General features: G+C 65.5%; 27 protein-coding genes and 1 tRNA gene. 15 read left to right on the top strand and 13 right to left on the bottom strand.

All coding sequences use genetic code 11. From position 1 onward, the window contains the following. From DAAJ005_RS13675 to DAAJ005_RS13665, 3 genes are all read left to right on the top strand, one after another. Positions 1-900, top strand: coding sequence for an MBL fold metallo-hydrolase (locus DAAJ005_RS13675; protein ID WP_151847599.1), 900 nt, complete (start codon positions 1-3; stop codon positions 898-900). Positions 901-947: 47 nt separating this feature from the next. After that, the gene (locus tag DAAJ005_RS13670) at positions 948-1,589 is read left to right on the top strand and encodes a Dps family protein (protein ID WP_151847598.1); all 642 of its coding nucleotides are present in this window, start codon (positions 948-950) and stop codon (positions 1,587-1,589) included. Between the two features lie 72 nt (positions 1,590-1,661). After that, positions 1,662-2,153 (top strand): DUF4385 domain-containing protein, encoded by a 492-nt coding sequence (locus tag DAAJ005_RS13665; RefSeq protein ID WP_192930766.1) that lies wholly within the window; start codon positions 1,662-1,664, stop codon positions 2,151-2,153. A gap of 9 nt (positions 2,154-2,162) precedes the next feature. Here the strand turns inward: DAAJ005_RS13665 and mnmE are convergent, their stop codons facing one another. Continuing rightward, complete coding sequence (mnmE, locus tag DAAJ005_RS13660) at positions 2,163-3,485, bottom strand: tRNA uridine-5-carboxymethylaminomethyl(34) synthesis GTPase MnmE (protein WP_151847597.1); 1,323 nt, start codon at positions 3,483-3,485, stop codon at positions 2,163-2,165. Between the two features lie 71 nt (positions 3,486-3,556). Next, positions 3,557-4,141 carry a DUF4258 domain-containing protein gene (locus DAAJ005_RS13655; RefSeq protein WP_151848560.1) on the bottom strand — a complete coding sequence of 195 codons (585 nt, stop codon included), beginning with the start codon at positions 4,139-4,141 and terminating at the stop codon, positions 3,557-3,559. Between the two features lie 406 nt (positions 4,142-4,547). Here DAAJ005_RS13655 and DAAJ005_RS13650 point away from each other — a divergent pair, with 406 nt between their 5' ends. Beyond that, complete coding sequence (locus tag DAAJ005_RS13650; protein ID WP_151847596.1) at positions 4,548-5,423, top strand: GNAT family N-acetyltransferase; 876 nt, start codon at positions 4,548-4,550, stop codon at positions 5,421-5,423. A gap of 83 nt (positions 5,424-5,506) precedes the next feature. Here the strand turns inward: DAAJ005_RS13650 and uraH are convergent, their stop codons facing one another. From uraH to uraD, 3 genes are read right to left on the bottom strand one after another with little or no spacing between them, the layout of a single operon-like run. Beyond that, positions 5,507-5,866: a hydroxyisourate hydrolase gene (gene uraH / locus DAAJ005_RS13645; protein ID WP_151847595.1), complete on the bottom strand. Its 360-nt coding sequence runs from the start codon at positions 5,864-5,866 to the stop codon at positions 5,507-5,509. Beyond that, positions 5,866-6,744, bottom strand: a complete 879-nt coding sequence (pucL, locus tag DAAJ005_RS13640) for a factor-independent urate hydroxylase (protein ID WP_151847594.1) — start codon at positions 6,742-6,744, stop codon at positions 5,866-5,868. The genes uraH and pucL overlap by 1 nt, the downstream gene beginning before the upstream one ends. A 14-nt stretch (positions 6,745-6,758) precedes the next feature. Beyond that, positions 6,759-7,307: a 2-oxo-4-hydroxy-4-carboxy-5-ureidoimidazoline decarboxylase gene (gene uraD / locus DAAJ005_RS13635; protein ID WP_151847593.1), complete on the bottom strand. Its 549-nt coding sequence runs from the start codon at positions 7,305-7,307 to the stop codon at positions 6,759-6,761. Positions 7,308-7,609: 302 nt separating this feature from the next. Between uraD and dnaJ the strand changes: the two genes are divergently transcribed. Continuing rightward, complete coding sequence (gene dnaJ, locus DAAJ005_RS13630; RefSeq protein WP_151847592.1) at positions 7,610-8,731, top strand: molecular chaperone DnaJ; 1,122 nt, start codon at positions 7,610-7,612, stop codon at positions 8,729-8,731. A 196-nt stretch (positions 8,732-8,927) separates the two neighbouring features. Next, complete coding sequence (locus DAAJ005_RS13625) at positions 8,928-9,689, top strand: META domain-containing protein (RefSeq protein WP_151847591.1); 762 nt, start codon at positions 8,928-8,930, stop codon at positions 9,687-9,689. 90 nt (positions 9,690-9,779) lie between these two features. On the opposite strand, the gene DAAJ005_RS13620 is transcribed toward DAAJ005_RS13625, so the two are convergent. Both DAAJ005_RS13620 and DAAJ005_RS13615 read right to left on the bottom strand, forming a co-directional pair. Further along, the gene (locus tag DAAJ005_RS13620; RefSeq protein ID WP_151847590.1) at positions 9,780-11,285 is read right to left on the bottom strand and encodes a 2-phosphoglycerate kinase; all 1,506 of its coding nucleotides are present in this window, start codon (positions 11,283-11,285) and stop codon (positions 9,780-9,782) included. A gap of 290 nt (positions 11,286-11,575) precedes the next feature. Further along, positions 11,576-12,193: a TetR/AcrR family transcriptional regulator gene (locus DAAJ005_RS13615; RefSeq protein ID WP_075834238.1), complete on the bottom strand. Its 618-nt coding sequence runs from the start codon at positions 12,191-12,193 to the stop codon at positions 11,576-11,578. A gap of 299 nt (positions 12,194-12,492) precedes the next feature. Here DAAJ005_RS13615 and ppgK point away from each other — a divergent pair, with 299 nt between their 5' ends. Together ppgK and DAAJ005_RS13605 are read left to right on the top strand one after the other, a co-directional pair. Next, positions 12,493-13,308, top strand: coding sequence for a polyphosphate--glucose phosphotransferase (gene ppgK, locus DAAJ005_RS13610; RefSeq protein ID WP_151847589.1), 816 nt, complete (start codon positions 12,493-12,495; stop codon positions 13,306-13,308). A 73-nt stretch (positions 13,309-13,381) separates the two neighbouring features. Beyond that, positions 13,382-14,560, top strand: coding sequence for an amidohydrolase family protein (locus tag DAAJ005_RS13605; RefSeq protein WP_151847588.1), 1,179 nt, complete (start codon positions 13,382-13,384; stop codon positions 14,558-14,560). On the opposite strand, the gene DAAJ005_RS13600 is transcribed toward DAAJ005_RS13605, so the two are convergent. Together DAAJ005_RS13600 and DAAJ005_RS13595 are read right to left on the bottom strand one after the other, a co-directional pair. Further along, positions 14,557-15,045: a hypothetical protein gene (locus DAAJ005_RS13600; RefSeq protein WP_151847587.1), complete on the bottom strand. Its 489-nt coding sequence runs from the start codon at positions 15,043-15,045 to the stop codon at positions 14,557-14,559. The genes DAAJ005_RS13605 and DAAJ005_RS13600 overlap by 4 nt on opposite strands. A 50-nt stretch (positions 15,046-15,095) precedes the next feature. Then, complete coding sequence (locus DAAJ005_RS13595; protein ID WP_151847586.1) at positions 15,096-15,755, bottom strand: ribonuclease HII; 660 nt, start codon at positions 15,753-15,755, stop codon at positions 15,096-15,098. Positions 15,756-15,953: 198 nt separating this feature from the next. Here DAAJ005_RS13595 and rpe point away from each other — a divergent pair, with 198 nt between their 5' ends. Together rpe and DAAJ005_RS13585 are read left to right on the top strand one after the other, a co-directional pair. Beyond that, positions 15,954-16,544 (top strand): ribulose-phosphate 3-epimerase, encoded by a 591-nt coding sequence (gene rpe / locus DAAJ005_RS13590; protein ID WP_255448067.1) that lies wholly within the window; start codon positions 15,954-15,956, stop codon positions 16,542-16,544. A gap of 13 nt (positions 16,545-16,557) precedes the next feature. Next, a complete protein-coding gene (locus DAAJ005_RS13585; protein ID WP_151847584.1) occupies positions 16,558-17,280 on the top strand; it encodes a 2-phosphosulfolactate phosphatase in 723 nt (240 codons plus the stop codon). Between the two features lie 233 nt (positions 17,281-17,513). Here DAAJ005_RS13585 and DAAJ005_RS13580 read toward each other — a convergent pair whose 3' ends face one another. Next, positions 17,514-18,581: a M42 family metallopeptidase gene (locus DAAJ005_RS13580; protein WP_192930765.1), complete on the bottom strand. Its 1,068-nt coding sequence runs from the start codon at positions 18,579-18,581 to the stop codon at positions 17,514-17,516. 115 nt (positions 18,582-18,696) lie between these two features. On the opposite strand from DAAJ005_RS13580, the gene apaG reads away from it, so the two are divergent. After that, positions 18,697-19,131 carry a Co2+/Mg2+ efflux protein ApaG gene (apaG, locus tag DAAJ005_RS13575; protein ID WP_151847582.1) on the top strand — a complete coding sequence of 145 codons (435 nt, stop codon included), beginning with the start codon at positions 18,697-18,699 and terminating at the stop codon, positions 19,129-19,131. Here apaG and queA read toward each other — a convergent pair. Further along, positions 19,128-20,198, bottom strand: coding sequence for a tRNA preQ1(34) S-adenosylmethionine ribosyltransferase-isomerase QueA (queA, locus tag DAAJ005_RS13570; RefSeq protein ID WP_151847581.1), 1,071 nt, complete (start codon positions 20,196-20,198; stop codon positions 19,128-19,130). The two genes, apaG and queA, sit on opposite strands and share 4 nt — an antisense overlap. A 7-nt stretch (positions 20,199-20,205) precedes the next feature. Continuing rightward, positions 20,206-20,778 (bottom strand): NYN domain-containing protein, encoded by a 573-nt coding sequence (locus DAAJ005_RS13565; RefSeq protein ID WP_151847580.1) that lies wholly within the window; start codon positions 20,776-20,778, stop codon positions 20,206-20,208. A gap of 255 nt (positions 20,779-21,033) precedes the next feature. On the opposite strand from DAAJ005_RS13565, the gene ruvA reads away from it, so the two are divergent. Both ruvA and DAAJ005_RS13555 read left to right on the top strand, forming a co-directional pair. Next, on the top strand, positions 21,034-21,630 hold the full coding sequence (gene ruvA / locus DAAJ005_RS13560) for a Holliday junction branch migration protein RuvA (RefSeq protein ID WP_151847579.1): 597 nt from the start codon (positions 21,034-21,036) through the stop codon (positions 21,628-21,630). Positions 21,631-21,712: 82 nt separating this feature from the next. Continuing rightward, positions 21,713-23,002 (top strand): low temperature requirement protein A, encoded by a 1,290-nt coding sequence (locus tag DAAJ005_RS13555; protein WP_226342431.1) that lies wholly within the window; start codon positions 21,713-21,715, stop codon positions 23,000-23,002. Here the strand turns inward: DAAJ005_RS13555 and fni are convergent. After that, positions 22,933-23,982: a type 2 isopentenyl-diphosphate Delta-isomerase gene (gene fni / locus DAAJ005_RS13550; RefSeq protein ID WP_151847577.1), complete on the bottom strand. Its 1,050-nt coding sequence runs from the start codon at positions 23,980-23,982 to the stop codon at positions 22,933-22,935. The genes DAAJ005_RS13555 and fni overlap by 70 nt on opposite strands. 200 nt (positions 23,983-24,182) lie before the next feature. On the opposite strand from fni, the gene DAAJ005_RS13545 reads away from it, so the two are divergent. Beyond that, positions 24,183-24,259: transfer RNA gene (locus tag DAAJ005_RS13545), tRNA-Met, on the top strand. Between the two features lie 92 nt (positions 24,260-24,351). Further along, on the top strand, positions 24,352-24,855 hold the full coding sequence (locus DAAJ005_RS13540) for a DUF456 domain-containing protein (protein ID WP_151847576.1): 504 nt from the start codon (positions 24,352-24,354) through the stop codon (positions 24,853-24,855). The last annotated feature ends 90 nt before the right edge of the window (positions 24,856-24,945 follow it).

Here is a 24,945-nt window from a genome sequence, read left to right as displayed (position 1 = left end):
ATGCCCCTGATTGCCCTGGCCCCCGGTGTCCTCTACTTTCCCGGCGCGGTGAACAGTTTCGTGGTGGTGGGCCGGGGAACGGACGCCCTGCTGGTGGATACTGGCCTGGATGACTCGCACGCGCGCAAGCTGCTGCGGGCGGTGGCAGAGGCGAGCCTGACGCCCAGCGGCATCCTGAACACCCACAGTCACGCGGACCACCACGGGGGCAATAGCTTCATTCTCAAGCGTTTTCCCGAACTCAAGGTCTTTGCCCCACCAATGGAAGACGCCCTGATCACCCACCCGATTCTGGAGCCGCTCACGTTGTTCGGCGCACGCCCGCCGCGCGAGTTGCAGAACAAATTCCTGCTCGCGCCGCCCAGCCCCGCCCGCCTCGCTCCCGAGCCGGGGCTGTGCCGCATCGGTGGGGCCGATATCGAACTGATCGAGGTGGCCGGGCACGCTTCCATGATGTACGCCGTGCGCGTGGGAGAGGTGCTGTATGCCGCAGACGCCCTGTTCGGCCCCGACGCATTGAACAAACACCCGCTGACCTTCTGCGCCGATTCGGGGTTGCAGAAAGCCAGCGCGGCGGCACTTGCAGAACTGGAGGGCGTCCGAATAGTCCTGCCGGGCCATGGCGATCCATCGGATGATCTGGCCGGACTGGTGGCAGCCAATCTCGCTTCCTATGAACGGACGACAGAGGCGGTGTTGGCTGCGGTGAAGGGGGGAGAGGCCAGCATCGACGACTTGCTGGCCCGCGTCTGCGGCGCACTAAATGTCGAGATGACCAACGCCGGGGCTGTCCTTCTCAACCGCGCCGTGATCAGCGCCCACCTGACCGAATTGCTGGAATCCGGGCAGGTGGAGATGAAGGTTCTGGGCAACAAACTCATCTTTGGCGCTCAAGCGTAAAGGAACTCAAATGGCCTGCGTGGGGGCGCTGGGAGTAGCGTGGGGGCATGACCAAGAAGAGCAAGACCGATCCCTCCACGCCCAGCAAGGCCAGCAAAAGCGCCGCCGATCAGGCGAGCAAGGCCAAGGCCGCCAAGCCCGGTGTGACCCCCGGCGGCGAGGCCAAGGCTGACGCGGCCCACCTGGATACGGCGTTCAATGCCTTGGTGGACCACAACTACCTGACAGAGAGCGAGTTCGATACCGTCGCCGAGACCTTGCAGCGCAACCTCGCCACCACCATCTGCATGTACCTGAAGTTCAAGAAGTACCACTGGGACATCCGGGGCCGCTTCTTCCGCGATCTGCATCTGGCCTACGACGAGTTCATCGACGAAATCTTCCCCGGCATCGACGAGCAGGCCGAGCGTCTGGTGGCCCTGGGCGGCAGTCCCATCGCCGCGCCCAGCGACCTGGAGCGCTTCAGCGTGGTCAAGGTGCCCACCGAAACCGTGCGTGACGCCCGCGCCCAGGTCGCCGATCTGGTCAGCGATCTGACCCGCGTGTCCAGGGGCTACCGTGACGACAGCAAGGCCGTGGACGAGGCCAATGACCCCGCCACTTCCGACATGTACAACGGCTACGCGGCCACCATCGACAAGATCCGCTGGATGCTTCAGGCGATCATGGACGACGACCGTCTGAACTGAGGTTCGGACAGGTAGAGGCGGGCTGCTGGTTTATTCCGGCAGTCCGTTTTTTGCTGTCTGGGAGGACCGTGAATGCCCAAATTCGACTATGACCTGAACTACGCCGACCTGGACCTGCGCGCTCGTCCAGAGCTGTACCGTGTGGGCCGGGGTGAGCAGGGCGTGTTGCTGGTGCAGCCATACAAGGGCGAGATTCTGCCCCACTGGCGGTTCGCCACGCCGGATGTGGCCCGTGAGAGTAGCGAGGCGATCTATGCCATGTTCGAGAAGTACCTGAAAGCTGGTGATTTTGTCGGCGCGGACATGGCCCGCAAGTTTTTGCAGATGGGCTTTACCCGCGCCCGCCGCTACGCCAATCACAAGGGCGGCAAGAAATACGACGGCCCCGTCCCCGACGATAAAAAAGGCCAGAGCGGCGCACATGGGCGGGAGGAATTGCCCCGCAAGCCCGAGGACCCCGTGAAAGCCGAGTCCGCCCGCATCTTCAAGGCGAAATGGGATGAGGCGGAGGCGAACGAGGACTACATGTGTCTGAAGAAGGAACACCGCGCGAAGTACGGCTGATTGCCTCTCTTACTTGCCCACGCAGAAGTTACGGAATACGGCGTCCACCACATCCTCCTGCACGTCCTGCCCGGTGATCTCGGCCAGGGCACGCAACGCTTCTTCCAGCTCATAGCCGGCCAGATCGTCGGGCAGGGTCTGGGCCGCTTGCACATGCGAGAGCGCCCGCCGCGCCGCATCTGCTTGCCGCTCGGTGGTCAGCCACGCCTCGCCCCGTGCCGCGTCTCCCAGCAGGGCCACCCGCACCGCCTCACGCAACTCGGGGAGGCCAGCACCCGTCACCGCGCTCACGTCCAGCAACTCCGTGTCTGTCCACGCGGCGAGCAGATCGCTTTTCGTCCTGAGCTGGATGACTCGCGTGGGTGTCCCTGTCACGTCCAGCGGCAACTCCTCGCGCGCTGCGCTGCCGTCCTCCAAGACCAGCACCAGATCGGCGGCTTCGGCCAACGCCCGCGCCTGTTTCACGCCCGCCGCCTCGATCTCGTCCACCGTTTCGCGCAGTCCTGCCGTGTCCACCAATGTCACGGGTACGCCTGCCAGTTCCAGTCCCGCCTCCAGATAATCGCGGGTGGTGCCGGGAATGGGCGTCACGATGCTGCGCTCAAAGCCCACCAGGGCGTTCAGCAGGCTACTTTTCCCGGCATTGGGCCGCCCGATCAGGGCCAGCCGTGCGCCGCGCGTGCTGACCTGTCCGGCACGCGCGCTGGCCAGGAGCGCCTTCAACTCGGCCTGTGCCTGGGCCAGTGGCTCGGCTCGGTCCTCGTCCGGCACGCCTTCCTCCGGGTAATCGAGCATGGCCTGGATGGCGGCCAGGGCACGGATCAGTCCAGCGGCCACCCGCGCCACCCGCGCGCCCAGTGCCCCGGATAACCCCAGGCTGGCCTGCCGCCGCGCGCCGTCGGTCTGGGCTTCCACCAGCCCCAGCACGGCCTCGGCCTGCGCCAGATCCAGGCGTCCCGCCAGATACGCCCGCAAAGTAAACTCGCCGGGACGGGCGGGACGTGCGCCCAGTTCCAGCGCCCGTGCCAGCACGCGTGTCAGGACTGCCGGGCTGCCGTGCGATTGCAGTTCCACCACGTTCTCGCCCGTGTAACTGCGTGGCTCGCGGAAGACCAGACACAGCCCCTCGTCCAGCACCTCGCCGTCGTCCGCCATCAGTTCCCCAAAGAGAAAACGCCCACCTGCCGTTCTGGAGGGTGCGCGCTTGCCCCTGAATACGCCGTCGGCCACGTTCAACGCGTCCGGTCCGCTGACCCTCACAATGCCCACGCCCGCGCTGCCGGGGGCGGTGGCGATGGCGGCGATGGTGTCGGACAGGCCAGAACGGGTCACGGGGCCAAGGGTAGCAGGGGAGAGGGGTAGTCTACGGGTCTGGCCGTCACCAATCTCTCCGCATCAGCCCCTCAACGTTTCCAGCGCCCCCGCCCGCGCGCTCCCGCCTTTGCCCCTGGCGTGCTGGTGCGGACCCTGATCTGTTCGTCGTCGTAGCGCAGCATTACCGCCAGCCTCGCGCGGCTGATGATGTGGTGCGGATGTCTGGGCACGAAGGCGGTCACGATGTCCAGATGCCCGTCCCGGTGATACTGCACCACCACATGCAGCGGCAGCGCCACGCCGCAGGCTTCAAACGAGCCGTGGACCAGCCAGCGGCGGTCTTCCGGGTACACCGCCCGCACCCGCCCGCACAGCAGCACATTGATGATGTCGTGTTCTAAAAACCCCTCGGCGCGGGCGTGGCCGATGGCGTGTGGGCACAGGTGATAGTGCGTGTCGTACACAGCGTCGCGCAATCTGGCGTGGGCGCGCGACAGGCTGAAGTCGTCCGTGGCGATTCCAACCAGCTCTACCTCGCGCTGGGGCTTGACCGGGGCCGGGCGCACGGCGCGGGCAGGCAGAGGCGTGGGGGCGCGGCGGGCCGCTTTCTCGGCGCGCGACAACTGGGCACGCAGGGCCAGCAGATCGGTCCCGGTCTGGACCTCGGCCAGCAGGGCAGACGGAGGCTGTGCCTGCTTCCGGGGTGGGGTCTGCGGCGCGGCGGTCACGCTGTGGCGGCCCCCCTGACGGTTGTGGTTGATCCCAATCGGCTTGCTGGACTGTTTGGTCACGGCGAACACCTCCGAAAAACGTCCCCGCCTCCCTGCCTTCTGTCTTTTTTGCTGGGCTGACGCGCTGACCTGCACCCCCAAAAAAGAAAAGGCCTCTCAAACACGGCTTCGTGTCTGGGAGGAGGCAGGCGTCGTACCCTGTTCAGGGCATGCGCCCAGCATAGCACGGCGCGGCAGAAAAGGACGTGACGCACTCGGCAGACAGCGCGCCGTCCCGCCTCCTAGGCTGGAAGGCAGAACCTCAAGCTGCCGCCAGTTCATATCGCCTTTCCGCACGGAGGACACCCCCATGATCCGTTCCATGCAGGCCACCGATATTCCCGACGTCCTCGCGCTGCTCCACTGGATGGACGCCGCCCCCGAACGTGAGGTCTTCGCCCCCGACTCCCGTGACCCGCGCGAACTGCATCTGGAGTGCGAGGAAGGGCTGTGTCTGGTCGAGGAGGATGACGACGGTGTGCGCGCCTACTGCGCCCTGTCCCCCTTCCGGGATGGTCTGGTACTGGAAGGCCCCATCGCCGAGAATGCTGGCAGCGAGGGCGGCTCCATGAAGGCCCTGCTGGGCCGCGCCGTGCAGCACACCGACGGCCAGCCCGTCTATGCCTTCAGCGCCCGCGACAACCTGCCGGTGCGGACCGCACTGGAGAAGGCGGGATTTGCGCCCCTGCACAGCACCGCCTTCTATTCCGCGCCGCTGGCCCAGATCTCGCGTGGTGCCCGTGTGCCGGACGGAATGCGGACCACGGATAGCTTGCCCATTGCCGAGTACCGCGCCCTGTACCGCGCCGCCGAGGACGCCTGGGCCGGACGCCTGGACTGGACCCCCGAGCAGTACGCCGCCCACTTTGCCGACGATACCGTTCGTCTGGTGGCCCTGTGGCGCGGCAACCATCCGGTGGGGTTTGCCGAGCTGGAATTCAGCCCCGACGACGCCCGCGCTGACGTGACGTATCTAGCCGTGCATCCCGCCGAGCGCGGGCAGGGCCTGGGCCGCGTGCTGCTGGCTCTGGCCGCAGCGGAAGCCCAGACCCACCCGGAACTGCGGACCCTGCGCGTGCGTGCCCACGATCACCTGCATTCTGCCCGCGCCCTGTACGCCCGCATGGGCTTTACCCACTGCCGCAGCATGGTGACCTACCTGCTGGACGGGGATGAAGAAGCATAGGTTTCTGCTTTTCAGCATCAGGCAAAACGGAGCCGCCCGGAGATGGTCTCGCGGGCAACTCTGCTGAATTTGAGGGCTGAAACTCAGCTTCCCCGGTAGGTGCTGTAGGACCACGGCGTCATCACCAGCGGAACGTGGTAATGGGCGTCTGGGTTGCCCACCGTGAAGCGCAGCGTCACCACGTCCAGAAAGGGCGGATCGGTGGCCGCGTCAAAGTCCGAGAAATAGTCGGCCACATGAAAGGTCAGTTCGTAGGTGCCGCTCTGAAGGCTGCCGCGCTCGATCAGTGGGGCGTCGGTGCGTCCGTCGGCGTTGGTGACGGCCTCGGCGAGCGGCTTGCACGTCTCCCCCTCGATGCGGTGCAACTGGACCGGAATGCCCTGCGCGGGACGGCCCCGCGCGGTGTCCAGCACGTGCGTACTCAGTCCGGCGTGGGCGGCCATTAAGCGCGCTCGACCCAGCCTTCCATCAGGCCGTAGGGTTCGGGATCGACGTGCATGATCTCCAGATTGTTGTCCAGGTCGAAGCGGCCCAGGTTGTACTGGAGGTGGTGCATGTTGGGCATGCGGAACCAGATGCGCGAGATTTCTGGGCACAGCGACAGCACCGCTTCGCCCATCAGGTACAGCGTGTTCTGGAGGCTGGGCGAGTAGTGGTCCGTCAGGGTTTCCTGAAGCTGTCCAAAGACCTTGTCCCACACAGCGTCGTAGTCCACGTCATCGGTGTTGTACTCCCACTTGGCGGTCACGAAAGTCGCCATGACGCGCTCGTGGGTTTCGGGCAGCGTGGTGAAGCGCTCCTCTAGCAGGTAGTTTTCCCAGCCGCTCTCGGTGGTCTTCAGCACGTACAGCTCGGCAATCCCGGAGGTTACCTTGAACGCCTTGCCGTCCTCGCTCTCAATCCGTCCGGTGCGCTTGGGCATCTGGCGCACGAAGGAGTGGTCATGGCCCTGGCCGCCCACCTGCACGCGGTCCCACAGGTGTTCGGTGAATTCCATGAAGCCGCCCGTGACCTTGGGGCCGGTCTTGACGAAGTGCGCGATCAGTTCCTTGCCGAACACTTCGGGGCTGCTCGTAAAGCCTTCCTTAGCCAGCCCGTACACCGTGTTGCGGACGGTATCGGTGGCAACCAGTTCGGAGTTGTCGCCCTTGCTGTGCGCGGCATCGAAATCGCCGGTCATCGCCACGCGCACCTGCAATTCACGAATCTCGTGGCGCTTGCCGCCCCGGTTGATCTTCATCAGGTTGATCTCGGCCTTGCCGTAGTTGTTCTCGCCGAGTTTGACTTTCACGGTGGCCTTCTTTTCTGTGGTCTGCGTCATGTCGCTTCCTCCCCCTATTTCCCGTCGCCGTCGGCGATCAGGTCCAGAACGCGGAGCCGGGCAATCCGGCTGATCTCGTGCAGGGCGGCCTGCCTTTCCTGCTCCGGGGTGTTCGCCAGCCGCTGCCTGGCCCCCTCGAAGATGCTGTCCTTGTCGTTCTCGCGCACGCAGACCACGTAGGGCAATTCAAATTTCTCGTGGTAGGCGTCGTTTAGCCGTCCAAACTCGGCAAATTCTTCGGGCGTCAGACGGTCCAGACCCGCCGAAGCCTGCTCGTGGGCGCTCTCGGCGGTCAGTTCACCGGCCAGAGCTGCCTTGCCCGCCAGATCCGGGTGGGCGCGGATCAGCCGCAGTTGCGCGCTCTCGGAGTCGGCCTGCACGGCGTCCCTGAAGGCGTCGGCCACCTCTTCCATATTCTGAAACGGGCGCTGGGCGGCAGCGGCCTGGGCGTACTGCGGCGAGTATTCCAGCACCCCGGCAAAGTAGTCGGTAAAGGCGTCGGCGCTCAGCGCGTTCACGGCTTCAAGGCTCAGGCGGGCAACAGGGGCAGGACTTTGGGTCAAAAGATTCCTCCGGCGGGTGGGACAACAAAACTACTTAGATGGCTAACTAATTGGACTTCTGTATCCTACGGATTCATGGCCGGGGTGTCAAGCTGGGAATTTTGGACCCGGTGCAGGGTGGCCTTGCCGTGACGCTTGAAATTGCTGGCGAGCGTCGGTGGTTGCCACTTGCGCCCTTCCTGAGACTGCGCCCCGCCCACTTTTCCTGAGTGTGGTCATGTTAACCTAGTGGGCGGAGGCCCGGCACCTCAGAGTCAGGAATGACGTCTCTAAGATGAAGGCTGCCCGGCGGAATACGACACATGGATTATTACGAACTGCTGGGCGTGACCCGGACTTCAAACGCCGACGAAATCAAATCTGCTTACCGCAAACTGGCCCTCAAGTACCACCCGGACCGCAACAAGGAAGAGGGCGCGCACGAGAAATTCGCACAGATCAGCGAGGCGTACTCGGTGCTGTCCGACAGCGAGAAGCGCGCCCATTATGACCGCTTCGGCTCTGCGCCGGGGGCGAGTATGCCCGGCGGCGATCCCTTCGGCGGCATGGGCGGTGCGGGTTTTGACCCGATGGACATCTTCGAGCAGTTGTTTGGCGGCATGGCGGGCGGACGTGGGCGGCGCGGCCCGGCACGCGGCGACGATCTGGAAACCGAGGTTCAGGTCACGCTGCTCCAGGCCCGTGCGGGCGAGGAAGTCGAGGTGGTCGTGGACCGCCTGACCGAGTGCGAACATTGCCACGGCAGCAAGACCGAACCGGGTGGCAAGCCGCCCAAAACCTGTTCCACCTGTGGGGGCGCGGGGGCCGTGCGCGCTCAGGCCCGGACCATCTTCGGTGTGGTGGAAACGCAGCAGCCCTGCCCGACCTGCCGGGGCGAGGGCCAGATCATTCAGGACCCCTGCACCGTCTGCAAGGGCCGTGGTCGCACGCTAAAGGCCGAGAAAGTGGGCGTCAAGCTGCCGCGCGGCATCGACGAGGGCTACCGGATTCGCGTGTCTGGCATGGGCAACGAGGGACCGGGGGGCAGCGGCGATCTGTACGTGCATATCGAGATGGAACCCCATCCGGCGCTGCGCCGCGAGCAGGAACACCTGATCTACCCGGCCCGCATCGGCTTTGCCAAGGCGGCGCTGGGCGGCCAGATCACGGTGCCCACGCTGGACGGCGAACAGGCCGTGGAGGTGAAGGCGGGCACCCAGTATGGCGAGTTACACCGCCTGACCGGTCAGGGCATGCCCCGCTTGCAGGGGCGCGGCAGCGGCGACCTGATCGTGGAATACGACGTGATCGTGCCGAAGCCCAAAGACCTGACCCCCGAAGCCCGTGAGGCGCTGCTGGCCTATGCCCGCGCCGTGGGCGACGAGGTCAACGAGAAGCACGAGGGCTTTTTCGACAAGGTGGGCAAGATTTTCCGGGGCGACTGAAGCTTTTTAACGTTTCGAAACGGACCCTGGGCGCTGGCCTGGGGTCTTTTCCTTTGACTTTCTGTGGCTCTTAGCACCCCTGTCTAAGTCCGCGTGAGGCGGTACGTCATCCGCCCGTCAGTCGGCGGCGGCAGTCTGATAGTGAGAAAAGAGGTTGCCCCGCACCTCCACACCACCTTTCCCGCAGGAGAACAAGATGAAACCCCTGACCATTCTGCTCAGTGCCGCGCTCGGCCTTTCCGCCCTCGCCTCCGCCCAGGCCACACCGCCCGCCACCGACGGCAACTGGACCCTGACGGCGCTGACCGATGCGCAGGGCACCACCGCCCCCACGGGCACGGACATCCCCACGCTGACCGTGCAGGGCGAGCAGATTTCTGGGTCCGCTGGATGCAACACCTTCACGACTTCCGGGGCGCTCACTGGGCAGACTTTCCGCTTTGGTCCGCTCGCCACCACCCGCAAGCTGTGCGCGCCCGAACAGAATGCACTGGAAACTCGTGTCCTGAATGTGCTGGGACAGGCCCGCGTCTACGCGCGGATCGGTGACACGCTGCTTCTGACCTCCGGCACGTCGAAGGCGGTCTTTAAAATGGTGGGCAGGACGGGAGGCGCAGTGGAACAGAACAAGACTCAGAACGGACTCCAGGGCAACTGGACCCTGACAGGAGCGCAGAGTGAGGAACCTCTAACGGTGATGTTCGGTGCGGACGGGCGTGTGAACGGCAACACGGGCTGCAACCTCTTCATGGGCGATTACAGAGTCGTGGACGCGGGCCTGACTTTTGGGGCGCTGGGCATGACCCGCCGCGCCTGTGCCGATGAGGCCATGAGCAAGCAGGAACAGACCTTCATGCAGGACCTATCGGAAGTGACAGGTTACGCGGTGGATGGTGGGGCGCTGAAGTTGACCACCAAGTCCGGCAAGGTGCTGGAACTGACCCGCTCGGCGAACTGAGTTTCGAGGAATAAAATACCCTCTTCCGCTGGGAGAGGGCTTTTTCGCGCTTCTTCCAGAACGTAGTGGGTCCGATTGCATGGCCCTGTTTCAGTTCCCTGCCGTACCTCGTGTCAGCTCCGCCGCCTCGCCGTCCCCCGGATCGCCCAGCAGGTCGGCGCGTTCCTGGGGGGTCAGGGCCACCATCACGCGGCGCAAAACCACGTCCACGGCCTGATCGGCACTCTCGTCCAGGGTCAGGCCGTCCAGCAGTGGCACGTCCTCCTGGCGGGCCAGGTCTTCCAGCTCGTCTTGCATGGCGCGGATTTCACCGAAGTACTGCATGTAGCGGTGCAGGGGGCGGCTGGCAGCGGTTTCCACGTCGCGGCTCTGGAAGTGGCGGCGGTGTTCCTCGGGATCGGGCAGGGTGACCAGCATCGGGATCACCAGCGCCCCGGCGAAGGCGTCGGCGCGCAGGTAGCCGGGGACCAGATGCACGCCCTCCAGCACCAGACTGCTGCCCTCCTGCACCGAGCGGGCCACCACCGCGCCCAGGCCCACGTTGACCTGCTGCACTTGATCGCGGAAACCGGCCAGCAGCACCCGCTTGCTGGGGGTCTCGGGGCGGGGCGTGCCGGGGGGCAGCAGCGCCTCCCAGGCGTTAAAGGTGCTGGCATGCAGCGTGGGCAGCAGCGCCGGGGAGACCATCGCGCGCATCACCTCGCGGATGGAATCGGTGCTGACCACGCGGGCAATGCCCAGGCGGTACGCGATTTCTGCCGCCAGAAAGCTTTTGCCGGTGCCGCTGACGCCGCCCAGCAGCACGATCACCGGACGCGGCGGGCGGCGGATCACGCGCAGCAGGCGGTAACGGGCGCTGACATCCGGCCCCACCTCGTCGCGCAGCAGGGCCTCCACCTTGGTGCGGATGGCCGTACGCGTGACCACGCGGTCTTCCTGGCCGCGCAGGTCGCGCTGGGTCACGCGGGCCACCTTGCGGGCCACATCGGGCGCAACCCCGGCGGCCAGCATGGACTGGGTCAGGATGCCCTTGGAAAACGGTGTGGGCAGCGTACTCCCGCTGCTGATCACGCCCAGCTTGCCCCGGTTGTGGCGCAGGTAGCGGTAGGTCAGGCGCAGATGTTCGCCGTAGCGCCTGGCCAGCGCCCGCTCGGTGCGGTTGTCGATGTCCTCGGCGCTTAGGCTTCGCACGCCCTCCTGGCGCAGCTCCACGTCCACGGCGCTGGCGGTGGCATACGCCTCGCGCCCGGTCAGGCCGGCGTCTTCCAGCGTGCGGGCCAGCACGCCTCGGCTGAAGGGCAGGTCACCCTTTTTGGCCGTGACCAGAATGTCCACGAAGGCGGGGATCTGCGCCTGGGCCGCCCGTGCCACCTCTTCCCCGGCAAGATCGCGCGCCACCTCGGTCATCAGAGCCTGCAATTCACCCGGCGTGACCAGACTGCGCCGCGACAGCCGCAGATTCTGCTCGATGCGCCGCGCTGCCGCCGCCGCCACGTTGCCCGAGGCCCCAGCGTTCACCAGCGACTCCACCACCAGCCCCCGGCTGAACGGAAAGGCGTGCCGGGGCGTGCCGATGCGCAGTTCAGGCTGGGTCAAGGGGAAGGCTCCTTCGGAAATGGGGGGGAGGGGAAAGGGCGTTCCTGGCAGTCTAGCCGGGAAAGTTGCAAGGAGGGTGATGGGGTGCGGCTGAGCTGGAAGGCGGACCCCTCTCCTGCGGAGCTGTGCCAGCCAGTCTGCTTTCCTTAAAAGGAGCCAAGGAGCGTGACTGGCACGTCAATTCCGCAACTCTTGCCTCCCTTCCAAGGTGAGGTGCCCCAGAGGGGCGGACTCGCGGAAGAGGGGTTAAACCACAAGCAGCCACCCAAAAACCTGACTCTGCGTCAGAACTACTGCCGCACCAGATCACGCCGAACCGCGCCTTCCAGCAGCAGATTCAGCGCCAGCCGCATTTCCTCCTGCAAGGGGCGTTCAGTGCCGTAGGCGCTCCAGCGCAGGGCCACCATCAGGTACGTGTCGGCGATCAGGTTGCTGATGCGCTGCAAGCTGAGGTCCGTGCGCATCTGCCCACTCTGGTGCAGCGGGCGCAGGATCAATTCGATCACCTTACTCAGCGGCAGCGCCTGATACGCGGTGCGGGCGCGTTCGGGGTTGGGATTCATGACCTCGTAGGCCAGCGGGGGAAACAGATCGCGCTCGCGGGCGTTTTCCTCAGCCAACGCGTCCCAGACCTCGTACAGCACGGTCAGCGGGGCAATGCCCTGGGCCAGACGCGACTCGGCCTGATCACGCAGGCGCTCCATGACCTCGGAGCCGTAATCGAGCAGCACGGCTTCCTTGTAGGGGTAATAGTTGAAGAAGGTGCCGCGCGAAACGTTGCTGGCCTTGGCAATGTCGGTGGCCGTGGTGGTCTGGAAGCCGCCGCGCTTGAACAGCTCAATGGCAACACTGTAGATCCGGGCGCGTCGGCGCTCCTTCTGACGTTCACGCAGCGAGGAAGAATCCATAGGGGTGACACAAGGTATAGCGCTTCCAGTCTAAAATTGCACCCCGTCTAAATTAGGGAAGACCCAAGGCGGTTTGGTCAAGCTGGAAAAAACAGTGGGACACCATCTTCTTGATGCTGGGCAGACCAGTCGTCCCTCCATTCTTGTTCGGATGGGATGAGCAAATTTGGCGTGGCAGGGCGGCCACTCCAGGGAAGCGGTGTAAGAGTGACATTCTCCAGCGGCGGCAGGATGACAGCAGATCCTCCGACCCGCCCCACCCTCCACCCCGGCCCCCAACTTCGCTTAGGCTGTAGCGCATGAGCGTGATTCTGGGCATCGATATCGGCGGCAGTGGCATCAAGGGCGCACCCGTAGACACCGCCACTGGCAAGCTGCTGGAAGAACGGCACCGCATCCCCACCCCCGAAGGCGCGCACCCGGACGCGGTCAAGGATGTGGTGGCCGAGCTGGCAAAGCACTTCGGGACCACCGGCCCCATCGGCGTGACCTTCCCCGGCATCGTGCAGCACGGGCGGACCCTCAGCGCGGCCAACGTGGACAAGGACTGGATCGGGCTGGACGCCGACGCGCTGTTTACCAAGGCCACCGGGCAGGACGTGTATCTGATCAACGATGCCGACGCCGCCGGGCTGGCCGAGGCCCGCTTCGGCGCGGGGGCGGGCGTGGACGGCGTGGTGCTGGTGCTGACCTTCGGCACGGGCATCGGCAGCGCTTTAATCCACAACGGCGTGCTGGTGCCCAACACCGAACTGGGCCACCTGTGGCTGCGCGACAAGGAAGCCGAGGGTTGGGCCTCTGACCGCGCCCGCGAGCGCGACGATCTGAACTGGAAACAGTGGAGCAAGCGCGTCAGCACCTACCTGCAACACCTGGAACTGCTGTTCAGCCCGGACCTGTTCATCATCGGCGGCGGCGTCAGCAAAAAGGCCGACAAATGGCAGGACCACATCAAGCTGGAGCGCAGCAAACTGGTGCCCGCCAAACTGCTGAACGACGCCGGAATCGTCGGCGCGGCCATGCTGGCGCAGGAATCTCAGAACGGTGAGGAGAAAAAGTCTGTGGCCTCCAGAGCCGCGCCGAAGGCTGAGAGCAAGGCGGGCAAGAAGAAGTAGGATTCGCGTCCCAGAGAAGCTCCAGGCAGGTGCGAGGGCGAAAATCCCCGCCCCAGCCCTCTAACATGCCCACATGACCCTTTCCCCGCCTGATCCGTTCACGCCGCGCCTGCTCGTCTGCGATGTCCTGTACACCGGCATGGGCGGCGGCCACGCGCCCGGCGGAGTCTTGGTGGTGGGCGGCACGGTGGCGGCCACGGGCGATCCGGCGCAACTTCGCCTCCAGTATCCGCAGGCCGTTGTGGAGGAGATGGGCGGCATCATCGCCCCGCCGCCGATCAACGCGCACACGCATCTGGACATGAGCGCCTACGCTTTTCAGGCGTTGCCGTATTTCCGTTGGCTGCCCGAAGTGGTGATTGCCCAGCGCGAGCAGCGGGGCGTATCGGGCGCAGTGGCCGGGGCCGACGAACTCTCGCGGCTGCGGGTGGGCGGCGTGGGCGACATCGTGTGGTCAGGTGAAGTGATGGACGCCCTGCTGGCGCGGGAAGATTTGCGCGGCGTCCTCTACTTCGAGGTGCTGAGTACATTTCCCGGCAGGGCCGACGAGGTGTTCGCCGGAATGCGGGAGCGGGTGGAGGCGTGGCGCAAGCTGGAGCGCCCCGGCGGCCCCCGCATCGGCCTGTCACCGCACACGCCCTACACGGTCAGTCACCGCCTGATGAAACTGGTCTGCGACTACGCGGCGGGCGAGGGCCTGCCCCTCCAGATCCATGTGGCCGAGCATCCCAGTGAACCTGAACTATTTGCCACGGGCGCGGGACCGCTGTGGAACCACCGATTCGTCGCCATGACACCCGATAACTTTGCCGAAGTCATCGGGCGCACGCCAGAGCCAGAACTCACTCCCGTACGCTATTTAGACGAACTGGGCGCTCTGGCCGCAAAACCCACGCTGATCCATATGGTCAACGTTACCCCCGACGACATTGCGCGGGTGGCGCGGGCTGGGTGCGCGGTGGTCAGTTGCCCGCGCAGCAACCACCATCTGGAATGCGGCACCTTTCCCTGGATCGCCTTCGCCGCCGCTGGGGTAGAAATCGCACTAGGAACGGATTCCGTCGCCAGCGGCGAGAGTCTGGACGTGCGTGGGGACGTGGCCTTTGCCCGCAACCTCTACCCAAAGCTCGATCCACGTCTGCTGGTACGCGCCGCCATCAAGGGAGGCGGGCGCGTGGTGGGCCTGCCCATGCCATTTATCCGGCGCGGGGAGGCATGGTCAGAGGCTTTCGTGTGGAGTCGGGGCGACTAGGACTGGCTGCTAAGGTTGGCCTCGCAGGTGCCGTTCGCCACCGTCTGGCCGTTGCGCGTGTAGGTCAGCGTGCCGATCAGCGGGTTGCCTGCCAGATTGTCGAGCTTGCAGGTGTAGACCACCTTGTCGAAGCTGGTCGCCCCGGCGTCGCCCACCCAGCGGAACTCGGCGTTGCGGCGGTCCGGGTCGTAGGTGGCCACGGCAAACCCGGCGCGGTTGTCGTTGAAACCGCTGTACTCGTCCCGCGCGCTGAAGGAGGCGAATTTGCCCTGCACGTTCACCAGATCGGGAATCTTGACGGTGGTGACCACGTTGCGGCTGTCCACCACGCCGCTGAGGGTCCAGGTCTGCCCCACGGCCAGCGGCCCGAATTGCAGCGGTCCCTTGTCGCCGTCGGTAGAGGAGAGCAGCGAGGCGACTGGCCCACACGCTCCCAGCAGCAGAGGCAGACCCAGGGCCAGCGGTAAGACAGCGCGTTTCAACATGTCCGCAGGATACGGGCCACACATGAGGAAGCTGGGAAATGCGTGACAGGTCAGGGCTGAACTGGAAACAGACCGCCCTCGCCGTCTTCCAGCAGTCGCCGGATGGGAGCAAAGGTCCGGCGGTGCGCCGCGCTCACGCCCAGTTGCTCCAGCGCGGCGCGGTGGGCCGGTGCGCCGTAGCCCTTGTGGGTGGCAAAACCGTAGCACGGATGCTGGCAGTCCAGTTCGCGCATCACGGCGTCACGCTCTGTTTTCGCCAGCAGGCTGGCGGCGGCCACGCTGTAGCTCAGGGCGTCAGCTTTGGGCGGGGCACTGATGGGAATTCTGACGCGGAGTTTCAGGTAATCCGTGACCAGCGCCTGCGGGGGCGGACTGAGTCTTTCCAGCGCCCTCAACGCCGCCGCGTGCGTCGCGCCCAGGATGTTCAGTTCGTCAATCTCGTCGGGCCAGGCGTGTTCCACGGCGTAGGCCAGGGCCACACGGCGGACCTCTGCGGCGTATTCCTCGCGTTGCGGCGCGGTCAGTTGCTTGCTGTCGCGGAACGGATAGTCCAGCGCCAGACCGGGCAGAATCACCGCCGCCACGGTGACTGGCCCGGCCCAGGCCCCGCGCCCGGCCTCGTCCACACCCGCCACCCGGAAATACCCGCGCCGCCAGTGTTCTCGCTCGTAGGCCCAGTCCGGCGTCACAGAGGGGAGCAAAGGAGGCATAGGGGGAGGGTAGCAGGCAGACTGCCGCGCTGCGCTTCGGGATTGACCGCCTCTCCGTCTCCTGTCCGTTTGAGCCGCGCCCGGATTTGTGAGCCATGTCGTAAACTGCCCGGCGTGAGTGCTGAAGTCGAGACCCCCCGCCCCGTTAAGCTGGCCCCCAGTATCCTGTCGTGCGACTTCGCGCATCTGGCCGATGAAATGGGGGCCATCGCCGGGGCCGACTGGGCACATGTGGACGTGATGGACGGGATGTTCGTGCCCAACATCAGTTTCGGGTTGCCCATCCTGGCAGCGGCGCGGCGGGCCAGCAACCTGCCGCTGGACGTTCACCTGATGATCGAGCGCCCCGAACGTTACCTGAAGGACTTCGCCGCTGCCGGGGCCGACAGCATGACCGTGCATGTCGAGTCCACGCCGCATGTTCACCGCGCCGTGCAGCAGATCCGGGAGCTGGGTAAGCGGGCGGGCGTGACCCTCAACCCCGGCACCCCGTTGGAGGCTGTGCGACCCTTGCTGGGCGACGTGGATCTGGTGCTGGTCATGAGCGTCAATCCCGGCTTTGGCGGCCAGAAATTCATTCCGGCCAGCCTGGAGCGGATTCGCACGTTGCGCCGCTGGCTGGATGAGATGGGAAGCGACGCCGAGTTGCAGGTGGACGGCGGCGTGTCCAGCACCAACGCCCGCGCGGTGGTCAGTGCCGGGGCCACGGTGCTAGTGGCTGGGAGTGCGGTCTATGGGCCAGGGGGCGCAAAGGCCGGGCTGGAACGCCTGCGGGAAGCCCTGAAGTGAAGAGCTGCCCCGCATGAAACTGCGCGTCGATCTGCTGCCATACGGGAATTATCCGGACGTGGTGCTGGTGATCGATGCGTTGCGCGCCACCACCACCGCCGTCGCTTACCTGGAACGCGGCGCACAGGCGCTGCTGCTGACCAGTACGCCGGAAGTGGCCCTGGCCCTGCGCGGCACGCGGGAAAACCTGCTGCTGGCTGGGGAACGCGGTGGTCTACCCATCCCCGGCTTTGATTTCGGCAACAGTCCGGCAGAGGCAGGGGCGCAAAACTTTGCGGGCAAGACGGTGGTCATGAACACCACCAATGGCACCGGGGCCGCCCACATTGCTGCCCGGAGTGGCAAACATGTGCTGCTGGCCGCCCTGACCAATGCCCACGCCGCCGCCCGCCGCGCCCGCGCCCTGGCCTCTGAAGGGGTCAGCATCGTCTGCGCCGGAACGGATGGGCGGGTGGGTCTGGAAGACGTGTACACCGCAGGGGTGCTGGCCGAGTACCTGCTGGCGATGGGCGAATTCACGCTGGACGACGGCGCACGCATCGCCCTGACCGTACGCCGGGGCGGCGGCGATCCCGCAGAGGCTCTGTCAGGCAGCGATCATGGTCTGCATCTGGCTGCCCTGGGTCTGGGCGAGGACGTGCGGCTCGCGGCGGGCCTCAGCACCAGCACGGTGGTTCCCACCCTGGAACGCGGCGAGAATGTGCCGCAGGGAACGCTCCGGTTTGTGGCAGGCTGACAGAAAACAAGGACGCCACTCAAAATCTGCGTGGCGTCCTCTGACGGTTAGAGCGTATTTCAAAAGCCTTTCAGGATTTCTGCGAGTCCCAGGAACACGCGCTTTTAGCTCCTCCCCCCCTGTGGGGGAGGCTGGGAGGGGGGAACCGCAAACGCCTTCCCAGCGCGGCCTGAACGAAACGACATCCATCTTCTGCCTCAAAATGAGACACCTTCTAAAACACGCTCTTAGTTTCAGATCCGCGTAAAGTCTGGCCCTTCCTCCAGATCCTTTACCCAGGCGGCGATAATGTCGATGCAGGCTTTGACGTCGTGGGCGTCCACCATTTCGCTGGGGCTGTGCATGTAGCGGTTGGGAATGCTGACCACGGCGGTGGGCACGCCTGAACGCACCCGCGTCAGCGCGTCGGCGTCGGTGCCGGTGCGCGAGGTGTTGGCCCCCAGGGTGAAGGGAATGCCGTTCTTGCGGGCGGCCTCCTGAAGCTGGCGGACCACCACCGGGCTGCTGGTTGGCCCCACGCCCAGATTCGCACCGCTGCCGAAGTGAATCACGCCGTATTTCTTCTCGCTGACGCCGTTCTGCTTGGTTTCGTGCGTCACGTCCACGGCGATTCCAGCGATGGGATCAATTTTATGGCCGCCCATCTGTGCGCCGAACAATCCGATTTCTTCCTGGCTGGTCCCCACGGCCACGACGCGGTGCTTGAGGTCCGTGTCCTTCAGCGCCTTGAGGGCTTCCAGCACCACAAACGCGCCCACGCGGTTGTCCAGCGCCCGGCTGACGATCTTGTTTCCCACCATGATCGGTCCCTGCTCGATCACGCCGTAGGTGCCTACCGGAATCTGCTCCTGTGCGTCCTCCTTGCTCAGGCCCACGTCGATCCACAGGTCCTCGAGTTTGCTGGCCTTGCTGCGCTCCTCGGATTCCATGACGTGGATGGCTTTCTTGCCGATCACGCCCAGCAGGTCGCCGCCCGGTGCCAGCAGACGGATGCGCTGGCCTACCAGCACCTGCGGGTCCCAGCCGCCGATGGGCAGCACGCTGAGAAAGCCCTCGTCGCCCACATGCGAGACGATCAGGCCGATCTCGTCCAAGTGGCCCATCAAGGCAATCGCGGGCGCGTCCTGTGGCCCCAGTTCGGCATACACGTTGCCGTAATGGTCCTCGGAGACGCGGGCGAAGGCGCTGGCCTCGGCTTTCCAGACGTCGGCGGCGCGGCGTTCCAGACCGCTGGGTGCGGCTTCGGAAAGCAGCGCGAAAAGGAAGTCCTTGTTGATGCCCAGTTCTGAGTTAGAAGTCACGCAGGGCAGTGTAGAGCAGGCTTCCTCGCGTTGCCTTCAGCATATGAATCACCGATTGCTCATGCGGTCCGCCGGGGCACGTTGCGGCGGTGGCCTCCGCTATCCTCTGAGGGCCATGAGCCGTCCTCCCCCCGATTCAGAACGTTCAGACCCTCCCAGTCCAGACACTGGGGCCGACACTGCGCCGGACATCCGCGTCAGCGTGCAGGTCAGCCATCTGGCCGCGCACAGTACGCCGGAGCGCAGGGTTTTTTCCTACGTGATCCGTATCGAGAACCACCACGATCAGACCTGGCAACTGCTGGCCCGGTACTGGGACATCGTGGACGCCCTGGGCCACGAGATCAATGTGGACGGTGACGGCGTGGTGGGCGAGCAGCCCGTGATCGCGCCGGGCGGCACCTTCGTCTACGATTCCTTCGTAACGGTGGAGGCTACGCCGGGTGTGATGCGCGGCTATTACGCCATGCAGGACGCCTGGGGCGCGAGGGTGCGGGTGCCGATTCCGGCGTTCATGCTGGACGTGCCGGGGCAACGGACGCTGAATTAGGCTTTAGCCTCCCGTTGATTTTCCAGCAGCATCGCGTCACCCAGCGAGTAAAAGCGGTAATCCCCCGCCAGCGCCGCGTCGTAGGCGGCCCGGATGCGATCCTCTCCAGCAAAGGCGGAGACCAGCAGCAGCAGAGTGCTGCCTGGCAGGTGGAGGTTGGTGATCAGCAGGTCTGGAACGTGAACGGGGGTGCCGGGCGTGATGAAAATTCGCGTATCGCCCTCGCCCGCCTGTACCATTTGCCCGTCCCAGGCGCTTTCCAGCGTGCGAACGGTGGTGGTGCCGACAGCGACGGTGCGGCGGCTCTCGGCCCTGGCACGGTTGATGGCCTGCGCGGTGACCTCGCTTACCGAGTACCGCTCGGCGTGCATGGTGTGGTCCGCGACCGATCCCTGGATGGGCCGGAAGGTGCCCGCGCCGACATGCAGCGTCACGGCGCAGCGTTCCACGCCCATACCGTCCAGTCGGGCCAGCAACTCCGGCGTGAAGTGCAGCCCGGCGGTGGGGGCGGCCACGCTGCCGGGATCGCGGGCATACACCGTCTGATACCGCTCACGCCACATCTCGTCGTCATCTCCAGCATCGATGTACGGCGGTAGGGGCAGCCGTCCGATCTCGTCCAGGTGGGGCTTGAGGTCATGCTCGAAATGCAAAAGGCGTGCGCCGTCTTCCAGAATGCCGACGACTTCGGCTCGATGCTCCCCCAGCCACAACTCTTTCCCAGCCCGTTTTGCAGGTTTGAGGTATGCGCTCCAGACATTGTTCTCTTCCTCGCGCAGCAGCATCACTTCCACTGCTCCGCCACCGTGGCCTTCGGGGGTCACGGGCTTGCGCGCCATCACACGGGCAGGAATCACGCGGCTCTGGTTGGACACCAGCAAGTCGCCGGGGCGAAGCAGCGAGGGCAGATCGCTGAAGACGCGGTGCGAAATCTCGTTCTGGCCCACCACCATCAGGCGGGAGGAGTCGCGCGGTTCGGCCCCGGTCTGGGCGATGCGCTCCGGAGGTAGCGTGAAGTTCAGGCGGGCGAGAACAGCGTCCGCGTCATGGGGATTTAGATCGGGCATTTCTGGATTACTGGACGGTTTCTTCGGGTTTCGGCTCGTCGGCCTTGGCGTTGTTGCGCTGGCGGGCGGGCATCAACGCGTCCTCGATGTCGGGCAGGTGCATGAAACGGTCTGCGGCGTCGATCAAGCGCTGGGCGGTGTGTTCGCGGAAGGCGATGACCTCCACGCGCTTGCCGCGTTCCTGCAAGACCTCCACCATGTCGGTGAAATCGCCGTCACCGCTGCCCAGCACTACCACGTCCAGATGGTCCATCAGTCGCACCATGTCGGCCACGATGCCCATGTCCCAGTTGCCCTCGTAGATGGGCTTACCGCCATCGGTGACGTGGTGCAGGTGCAGGTTCATGCGCCGCACCTTGAAGCCCAGCGTGGACAGCTTGTAGATGAAGGGCCGGGCGGTGGCCTCATTCTCGCGCTCCACGGTGTAAGAAATGGCGTGTAGCAACTCGCGGCCATCCACGGCCACGTTCAGCAGCGTCTCGAAGTTGACGGTGCGCTCCAGCAGGTCACGCGCAGAGTGGTAGAGGTTCTGGGTATCGATAAACACGCCCACTCGGGGGCGGTGAACAACGTATTGCATTGTGGTTTCTCCTGTTGTGGGCCGGGCTTGGGTACAGCGCAAAAAGGGATGGGGCGGGAAATGGGATGCTCTCAAAGGGCTTCTTCGGCTCAGTAGAGCGGGGTCTGCCGCAGGAAGTCTAACACCGGGGCATGTTCTGAAAAATGGCCGGGGTGAGATTGTCGGTGGCCGGGTGACACCCACGCTTCTCCAGCCCCTGCAAATCCTGCCCACTCCCACAGCCTGCGCCCGCGCGACCCACTAGAATCCTGGGCAATGATTGCTTACCTGTCCGGCGTGGTGCGCGAGGTGCGCGAGAACAGCGCCGTGGTGGTGGCGGGCGGCGTGGGCTACGAGGTCCAGTGCCCGGCAGGAACGCTGGCAAAACTGGTGGTGGGGCAACCCGCCGAACTGAACACCCGGTTCATCGTGCGCGAGGACGCCCAGTTGCTGTTCGGTTTTGCGGATACCGACAGCGTGCGGCTGTTCGATCTACTGACCGGGGTGAGCGGCGTGGGGCCAAAGCTGGGGCTGGCGATGCTGTCGGCCATGCCGGTCTCGGCGCTGGCGCAGGGTCTGCTGAGCGGCGACGCCAAACTGCTGTCCAGTGTCTCTGGCGTGGGCAAGAAGACCGCCGAGCGGCTGGTGCTGGAGCTTCAGGGCAAGGTGCCCGAACATCTGGCCGCGCCTGCCGTGGGTGGTGTAAGGGCTGTAAGACCAGTGACGACAGAGGGCCGCGACGCGGTGGACGCGCTGCTGGCGCTAGGCTTCCGCGAGGCCGGGGTGCGCGCGGTGGTGGCCGAACTGCTGTCTGCCGAGCCGGGGCTGAGCGCCGACGCGCTGATCCGCAAGGGACTAGGTCGCTTACGGTAATGGGCCGCTTGAGGCGGCTTACGGTGGTCTGCCTCTTCTATCTGATAAAAAAATCCGAGTGATGCACGGCCAGCCAGACGAAGTGAATATTGGCAGAGCGGGCGAGCCTGCCGCGCACGGCGAAGATACTTCTGTCTATCAGGAACAGAAGGTTTCCTGGCTGGAACTGTTCTTTGACCTGATCTTCGTGGTGGCCTTCGATCAACTCGCCAAGCGGCTGGGCCAGTCGCCGGACGCCGCCAGTTTGTGGCATTTCGGGCTGCTGTTCGTGGCGGTGTGGTGGGCCTGGGCGGGCAACGCCACCTTCGCCGCCCGTTACGGCAACGAGAGCCGCACCTACCGCTGGGGCACGCTGGCGCAACTGGTGTCGCTGGGCATGATTGCCCTGACCCTCCGGGGCGATCTGACGGATACCGGTTCGGCCTTTGCGCTGGCTTACGGGGTCAACCGGCTGATCCAGACGGGGCTTTACGTGGCGGTGGCGCGGCGTGGTCCTGGTGTGGCCGCCTTCGCCGGGCGCATGGCGCTGGCCTTCGGCACGGCGGCGGCGCTGTGGCTGGTCTCGGCAGCGTGGCCGGGTGGCTCGGCGGCGCAGACCGGGCTGTGGTGCGCCGCCCTGCTGCTGGACGTGCTGACCCCGGTCTTCATCCGCAACCACAGCCGCCACGCCTTGCCGCACGAGGGCCACCTGCCCGAACGGGTGGGCCTGCTGCAAATTATCGCGCTGGGGGAAATCGTCACCGAGATCGTGGGCGGCAGCCGTCAGCAGGAGCTGAACGCGAATAACCTGATTCCTGCGCTGGCGGCTATCGTGACGGCGGTGGCACTGTGGCGCATGTACTTCGATCAGGCCCGCTCGCTGCCGCTGCTGGGGGCGCGGGTGGACCGCCGGGTAGAGGGCATGCTGGCGTGGCTGTACGGCCACCTGCCCTTCACGCTGGCGGTGGTGGTGCTGGGTGTAGGGCTGGGAAACGGCCTGTCCGCCGCCGGGTCCAGGGAGGCCGCCGAGGACCAGCAATTGGTGGCCGCCGCACTGGCCCTGGCCCTGCTGACGCTGGCCTTTTTGCGCTGGAATTCGCTACGGGTCACGCGCCGTTTTTTCCCGGACAGAAGTCTGCCCGCGCTGCTGGTGGGGGCGGGGCTGGCCGTGGGGCTGCTGTTCATCGATCTGGACACCTTCCGGGTGCATCTGGCCGTCGGTGCCTTGACCACGCTGGTGGCCCTGATCATCGCCACCGATCCGGTCACGCGGCGGCTGGGCCAACTGGAGGAAGCTGTGCTGGAGCGTCTGGGAGAGGGTGATCAGCCCGACTCGGTGGAAGACGCACTGGATGGATTGCCCGAGGCGCGTACCTCCGAAACATCCGCGTAGCCGCCGACCAACAGGGCCACTCGCAGCTCCTGAATGAAGTTCGCCAGCCAGTCTTCCACGGCTTCAGCGCTGTCCAGCGCAGGTGCAAGAAGTGGCCGGGCCACTGCCACCACCCCCGCGCCCAGGCTGAGGGCACGGGCGGCGTCCAGCCCCGTGCGAATGCCCCCGGAGGCGATCAGTGGCATCCTCGGGGCAGCGATTCTGGCCTCACGTAATGCCTGGGCCGTCGGCACGCCCAGCTCGCACAAGTCGGGGGACCGCACCACGCCATGTTCCACCAGTTGTTCCACCCGCGCCCAACTGGTGCCCCCGGCCCCGGCCACGTCCAGCGCGGCAAATCCCAGGTCACGAACGGCGGCCACGGTTCGGGCGTCCAGCCCGTGCCCCACCTCCTTCAGCACCACCGGAAAGGGCAGGTCTGGCAGCAGTTCGGCCAGCCGCGCGGTCAGCCCCGCCCAGTTCGTATCGCCGCCGCGCTGCAAGGCTTCCTGCAAGGGATTGATGTGAATCGCCAGGGCGTCCGCGCCCACGGTCTGCACGGCGCGGCTGGCCTCTTTCGCGCCGTAGCCCAGCAGGAACTGTGCCCCGCCCAGATTGCCGATCAGCAGGATGTCGGGGGCCAGTTCGCGGATCTGGAAGGTGGCGGCGGTGTCGGGGCGCTCCAGCATCACGCGCTGCGAACCCAGCATCAGGCCCACGCCCAGCTTCTGCGCGGCCTGTGCCAGATGGGCATTGATGCGCCCCGCCCGCTCGGCCCCGCCGGTCATCGCGCCGATCAGGACCGGGGCTGTCAGGGCATGGCCCAGGAAGGTGGTGTTCAGGTCCACCTCGCTCAGGTTGCGCTCCGGCAGGGCGCGGTAGGGCCACGGCACCGCCTCCAGCCCGGTGGTCACGCCCGCGTACTGGCTTGCGGGCAGCAGGCAGGCGTCCACATGGCGCAGTTTGCGCGCCGCGATTTCAGAGTCTGCCGTGGGGGTCACGCCCCCAGCCTAGCGCCCGTCGGGTCAGGCTGGCGCACGAATTCACGCACTGCTTTTCGCACCCCACCGCCCTATGGCAACGCCATGCACAGTTGACAGTCTGGGCGGGGGGCTGTACTATTCCCAAGCGCTGAGAAGAGAGAGACGGCGTGAGGCACGTTAAAAGTGCTACGGAGTTTCAAAAGAGCTTCAAAGGGTAACGCAGGGTAGAGCAGTCTGGTAGCTCGTCGGGCTCATAACCCGGAGGTCGCAGGTTCAAATCCTGTCCCTGCAACCAAAGTCAATAAAGTCCCCACTTCACGGTGGGGCTTTTTTATGTCTACCAGGTAAGGAAACTTCAGCGTTCTCCGGGCCGTACTGTGGAGCGACATGAGCCTCGCCTTCCTGATTTTTCTCGTCGCCTGGATCGTCGGCATGGTGGCGACTTTCGTGCCGGTGCTGCCCGCCACCCTGATCATCTTTCTGGGGGCGCTAGGAGCCACGCTGCTGGACGGCTTTCAGGTCTGGCCGGACCTGCCCTTTCTGCTGACCTTCGGGGCGCTGACCATCCTGATCGGTTTCGTGGATAATCTGGCCTCGGCGTGGGGGGCGCGGCGCTACGGCGGCAGCAAACAGGCGGTGTGGGGCGCATTGATCGGCGGACTGGCCGGACTGTTCATTCCCTTCGGCCTGATCGTGGGGCCGCTGGCCGGGGCGCTGCTGGCCGAACTGCTGGTGGTCCGTAAAAGCCTGCCGGACGCGATGCGCTCGGCCTGGGGAACGCTAGTGGGTTTGCTGACCGGGCTGAGTGCCAAACTGATCCTGCATCTGCTGATGGGCATTTATGAGCTGTGGCGGCTGTGGGAGCCGGCGCGGAGTGTGGCGGGTGGCTAGGGAGTGTGGTGGAGGGTTGGTCTGCAAGTAACAACGCTCAGCTCAAGGCCCCGTGAACCCCGCCTTGCACAGCCCCACGCCGCGCCGCTC

Origin of the sequence: Deinococcus sp. AJ005 (assembly GCF_009017495.1) — a bacterium.
In the GTDB taxonomy this organism is placed as follows: Bacteria; Deinococcota; Deinococci; order Deinococcales; family Deinococcaceae; genus Deinococcus.
This window is presented reverse-complemented; position numbering and strand designations above follow the sequence as displayed.

Excerpts from the sequence above, each read along its gene's own strand:
- apaG (WP_151847582.1), top strand. The coding sequence starts at position 18,697 with ATGAGCCGTCCTCCCCCCGATTCAGAACGTTCAGACCCTCCCAGTCCA.
- DAAJ005_RS13675 (WP_151847599.1), top strand. The coding sequence starts at position 1 with ATGCCCCTGATTGCCCTGGCCCCCGGTGTCCTCTACTTTCCCGGCGCG.
- dnaJ (WP_151847592.1), top strand. The coding sequence starts at position 7,610 with ATGGATTATTACGAACTGCTGGGCGTGACCCGGACTTCAAACGCCGAC.
- rpe (WP_255448067.1), top strand. The coding sequence starts at position 15,954 with ATGGGGGCCATCGCCGGGGCCGACTGGGCACATGTGGACGTGATGGAC.
- queA (WP_151847581.1), bottom strand. The coding sequence starts at position 20,198 with ATGCCCGATCTAAATCCCCATGACGCGGACGCTGTTCTCGCCCGCCTG.
- DAAJ005_RS13540 (WP_151847576.1), top strand. The coding sequence starts at position 24,352 with ATGAGCCTCGCCTTCCTGATTTTTCTCGTCGCCTGGATCGTCGGCATG.
- DAAJ005_RS13615 (WP_075834238.1), bottom strand. The coding sequence starts at position 12,193 with ATGGATTCTTCCTCGCTGCGTGAACGTCAGAAGGAGCGCCGACGCGCC.
- ruvA (WP_151847579.1), top strand. The coding sequence starts at position 21,034 with ATGATTGCTTACCTGTCCGGCGTGGTGCGCGAGGTGCGCGAGAACAGC.
- DAAJ005_RS13585 (WP_151847584.1), top strand. The coding sequence starts at position 16,558 with ATGAAACTGCGCGTCGATCTGCTGCCATACGGGAATTATCCGGACGTG.
- DAAJ005_RS13595 (WP_151847586.1), bottom strand. The coding sequence starts at position 15,755 with ATGCCTCCTTTGCTCCCCTCTGTGACGCCGGACTGGGCCTACGAGCGA.
- pucL (WP_151847594.1), bottom strand. The coding sequence starts at position 6,744 with ATGACGCAGACCACAGAAAAGAAGGCCACCGTGAAAGTCAAACTCGGC.
- DAAJ005_RS13625 (WP_151847591.1), top strand. The coding sequence starts at position 8,928 with ATGAAACCCCTGACCATTCTGCTCAGTGCCGCGCTCGGCCTTTCCGCC.
- DAAJ005_RS13665 (WP_192930766.1), top strand. The coding sequence starts at position 1,662 with ATGCCCAAATTCGACTATGACCTGAACTACGCCGACCTGGACCTGCGC.
- DAAJ005_RS13605 (WP_151847588.1), top strand. The coding sequence starts at position 13,382 with ATGACCCTTTCCCCGCCTGATCCGTTCACGCCGCGCCTGCTCGTCTGC.
- uraH (WP_151847595.1), bottom strand. The coding sequence starts at position 5,866 with ATGGCCGCCCACGCCGGACTGAGTACGCACGTGCTGGACACCGCGCGG.
- ppgK (WP_151847589.1), top strand. The coding sequence starts at position 12,493 with ATGAGCGTGATTCTGGGCATCGATATCGGCGGCAGTGGCATCAAGGGC.
- DAAJ005_RS13565 (WP_151847580.1), bottom strand. The coding sequence starts at position 20,778 with ATGCAATACGTTGTTCACCGCCCCCGAGTGGGCGTGTTTATCGATACC.
- DAAJ005_RS13650 (WP_151847596.1), top strand. The coding sequence starts at position 4,548 with ATGATCCGTTCCATGCAGGCCACCGATATTCCCGACGTCCTCGCGCTG.
- DAAJ005_RS13600 (WP_151847587.1), bottom strand. The coding sequence starts at position 15,045 with ATGTTGAAACGCGCTGTCTTACCGCTGGCCCTGGGTCTGCCTCTGCTG.
- DAAJ005_RS13670 (WP_151847598.1), top strand. The coding sequence starts at position 948 with ATGACCAAGAAGAGCAAGACCGATCCCTCCACGCCCAGCAAGGCCAGC.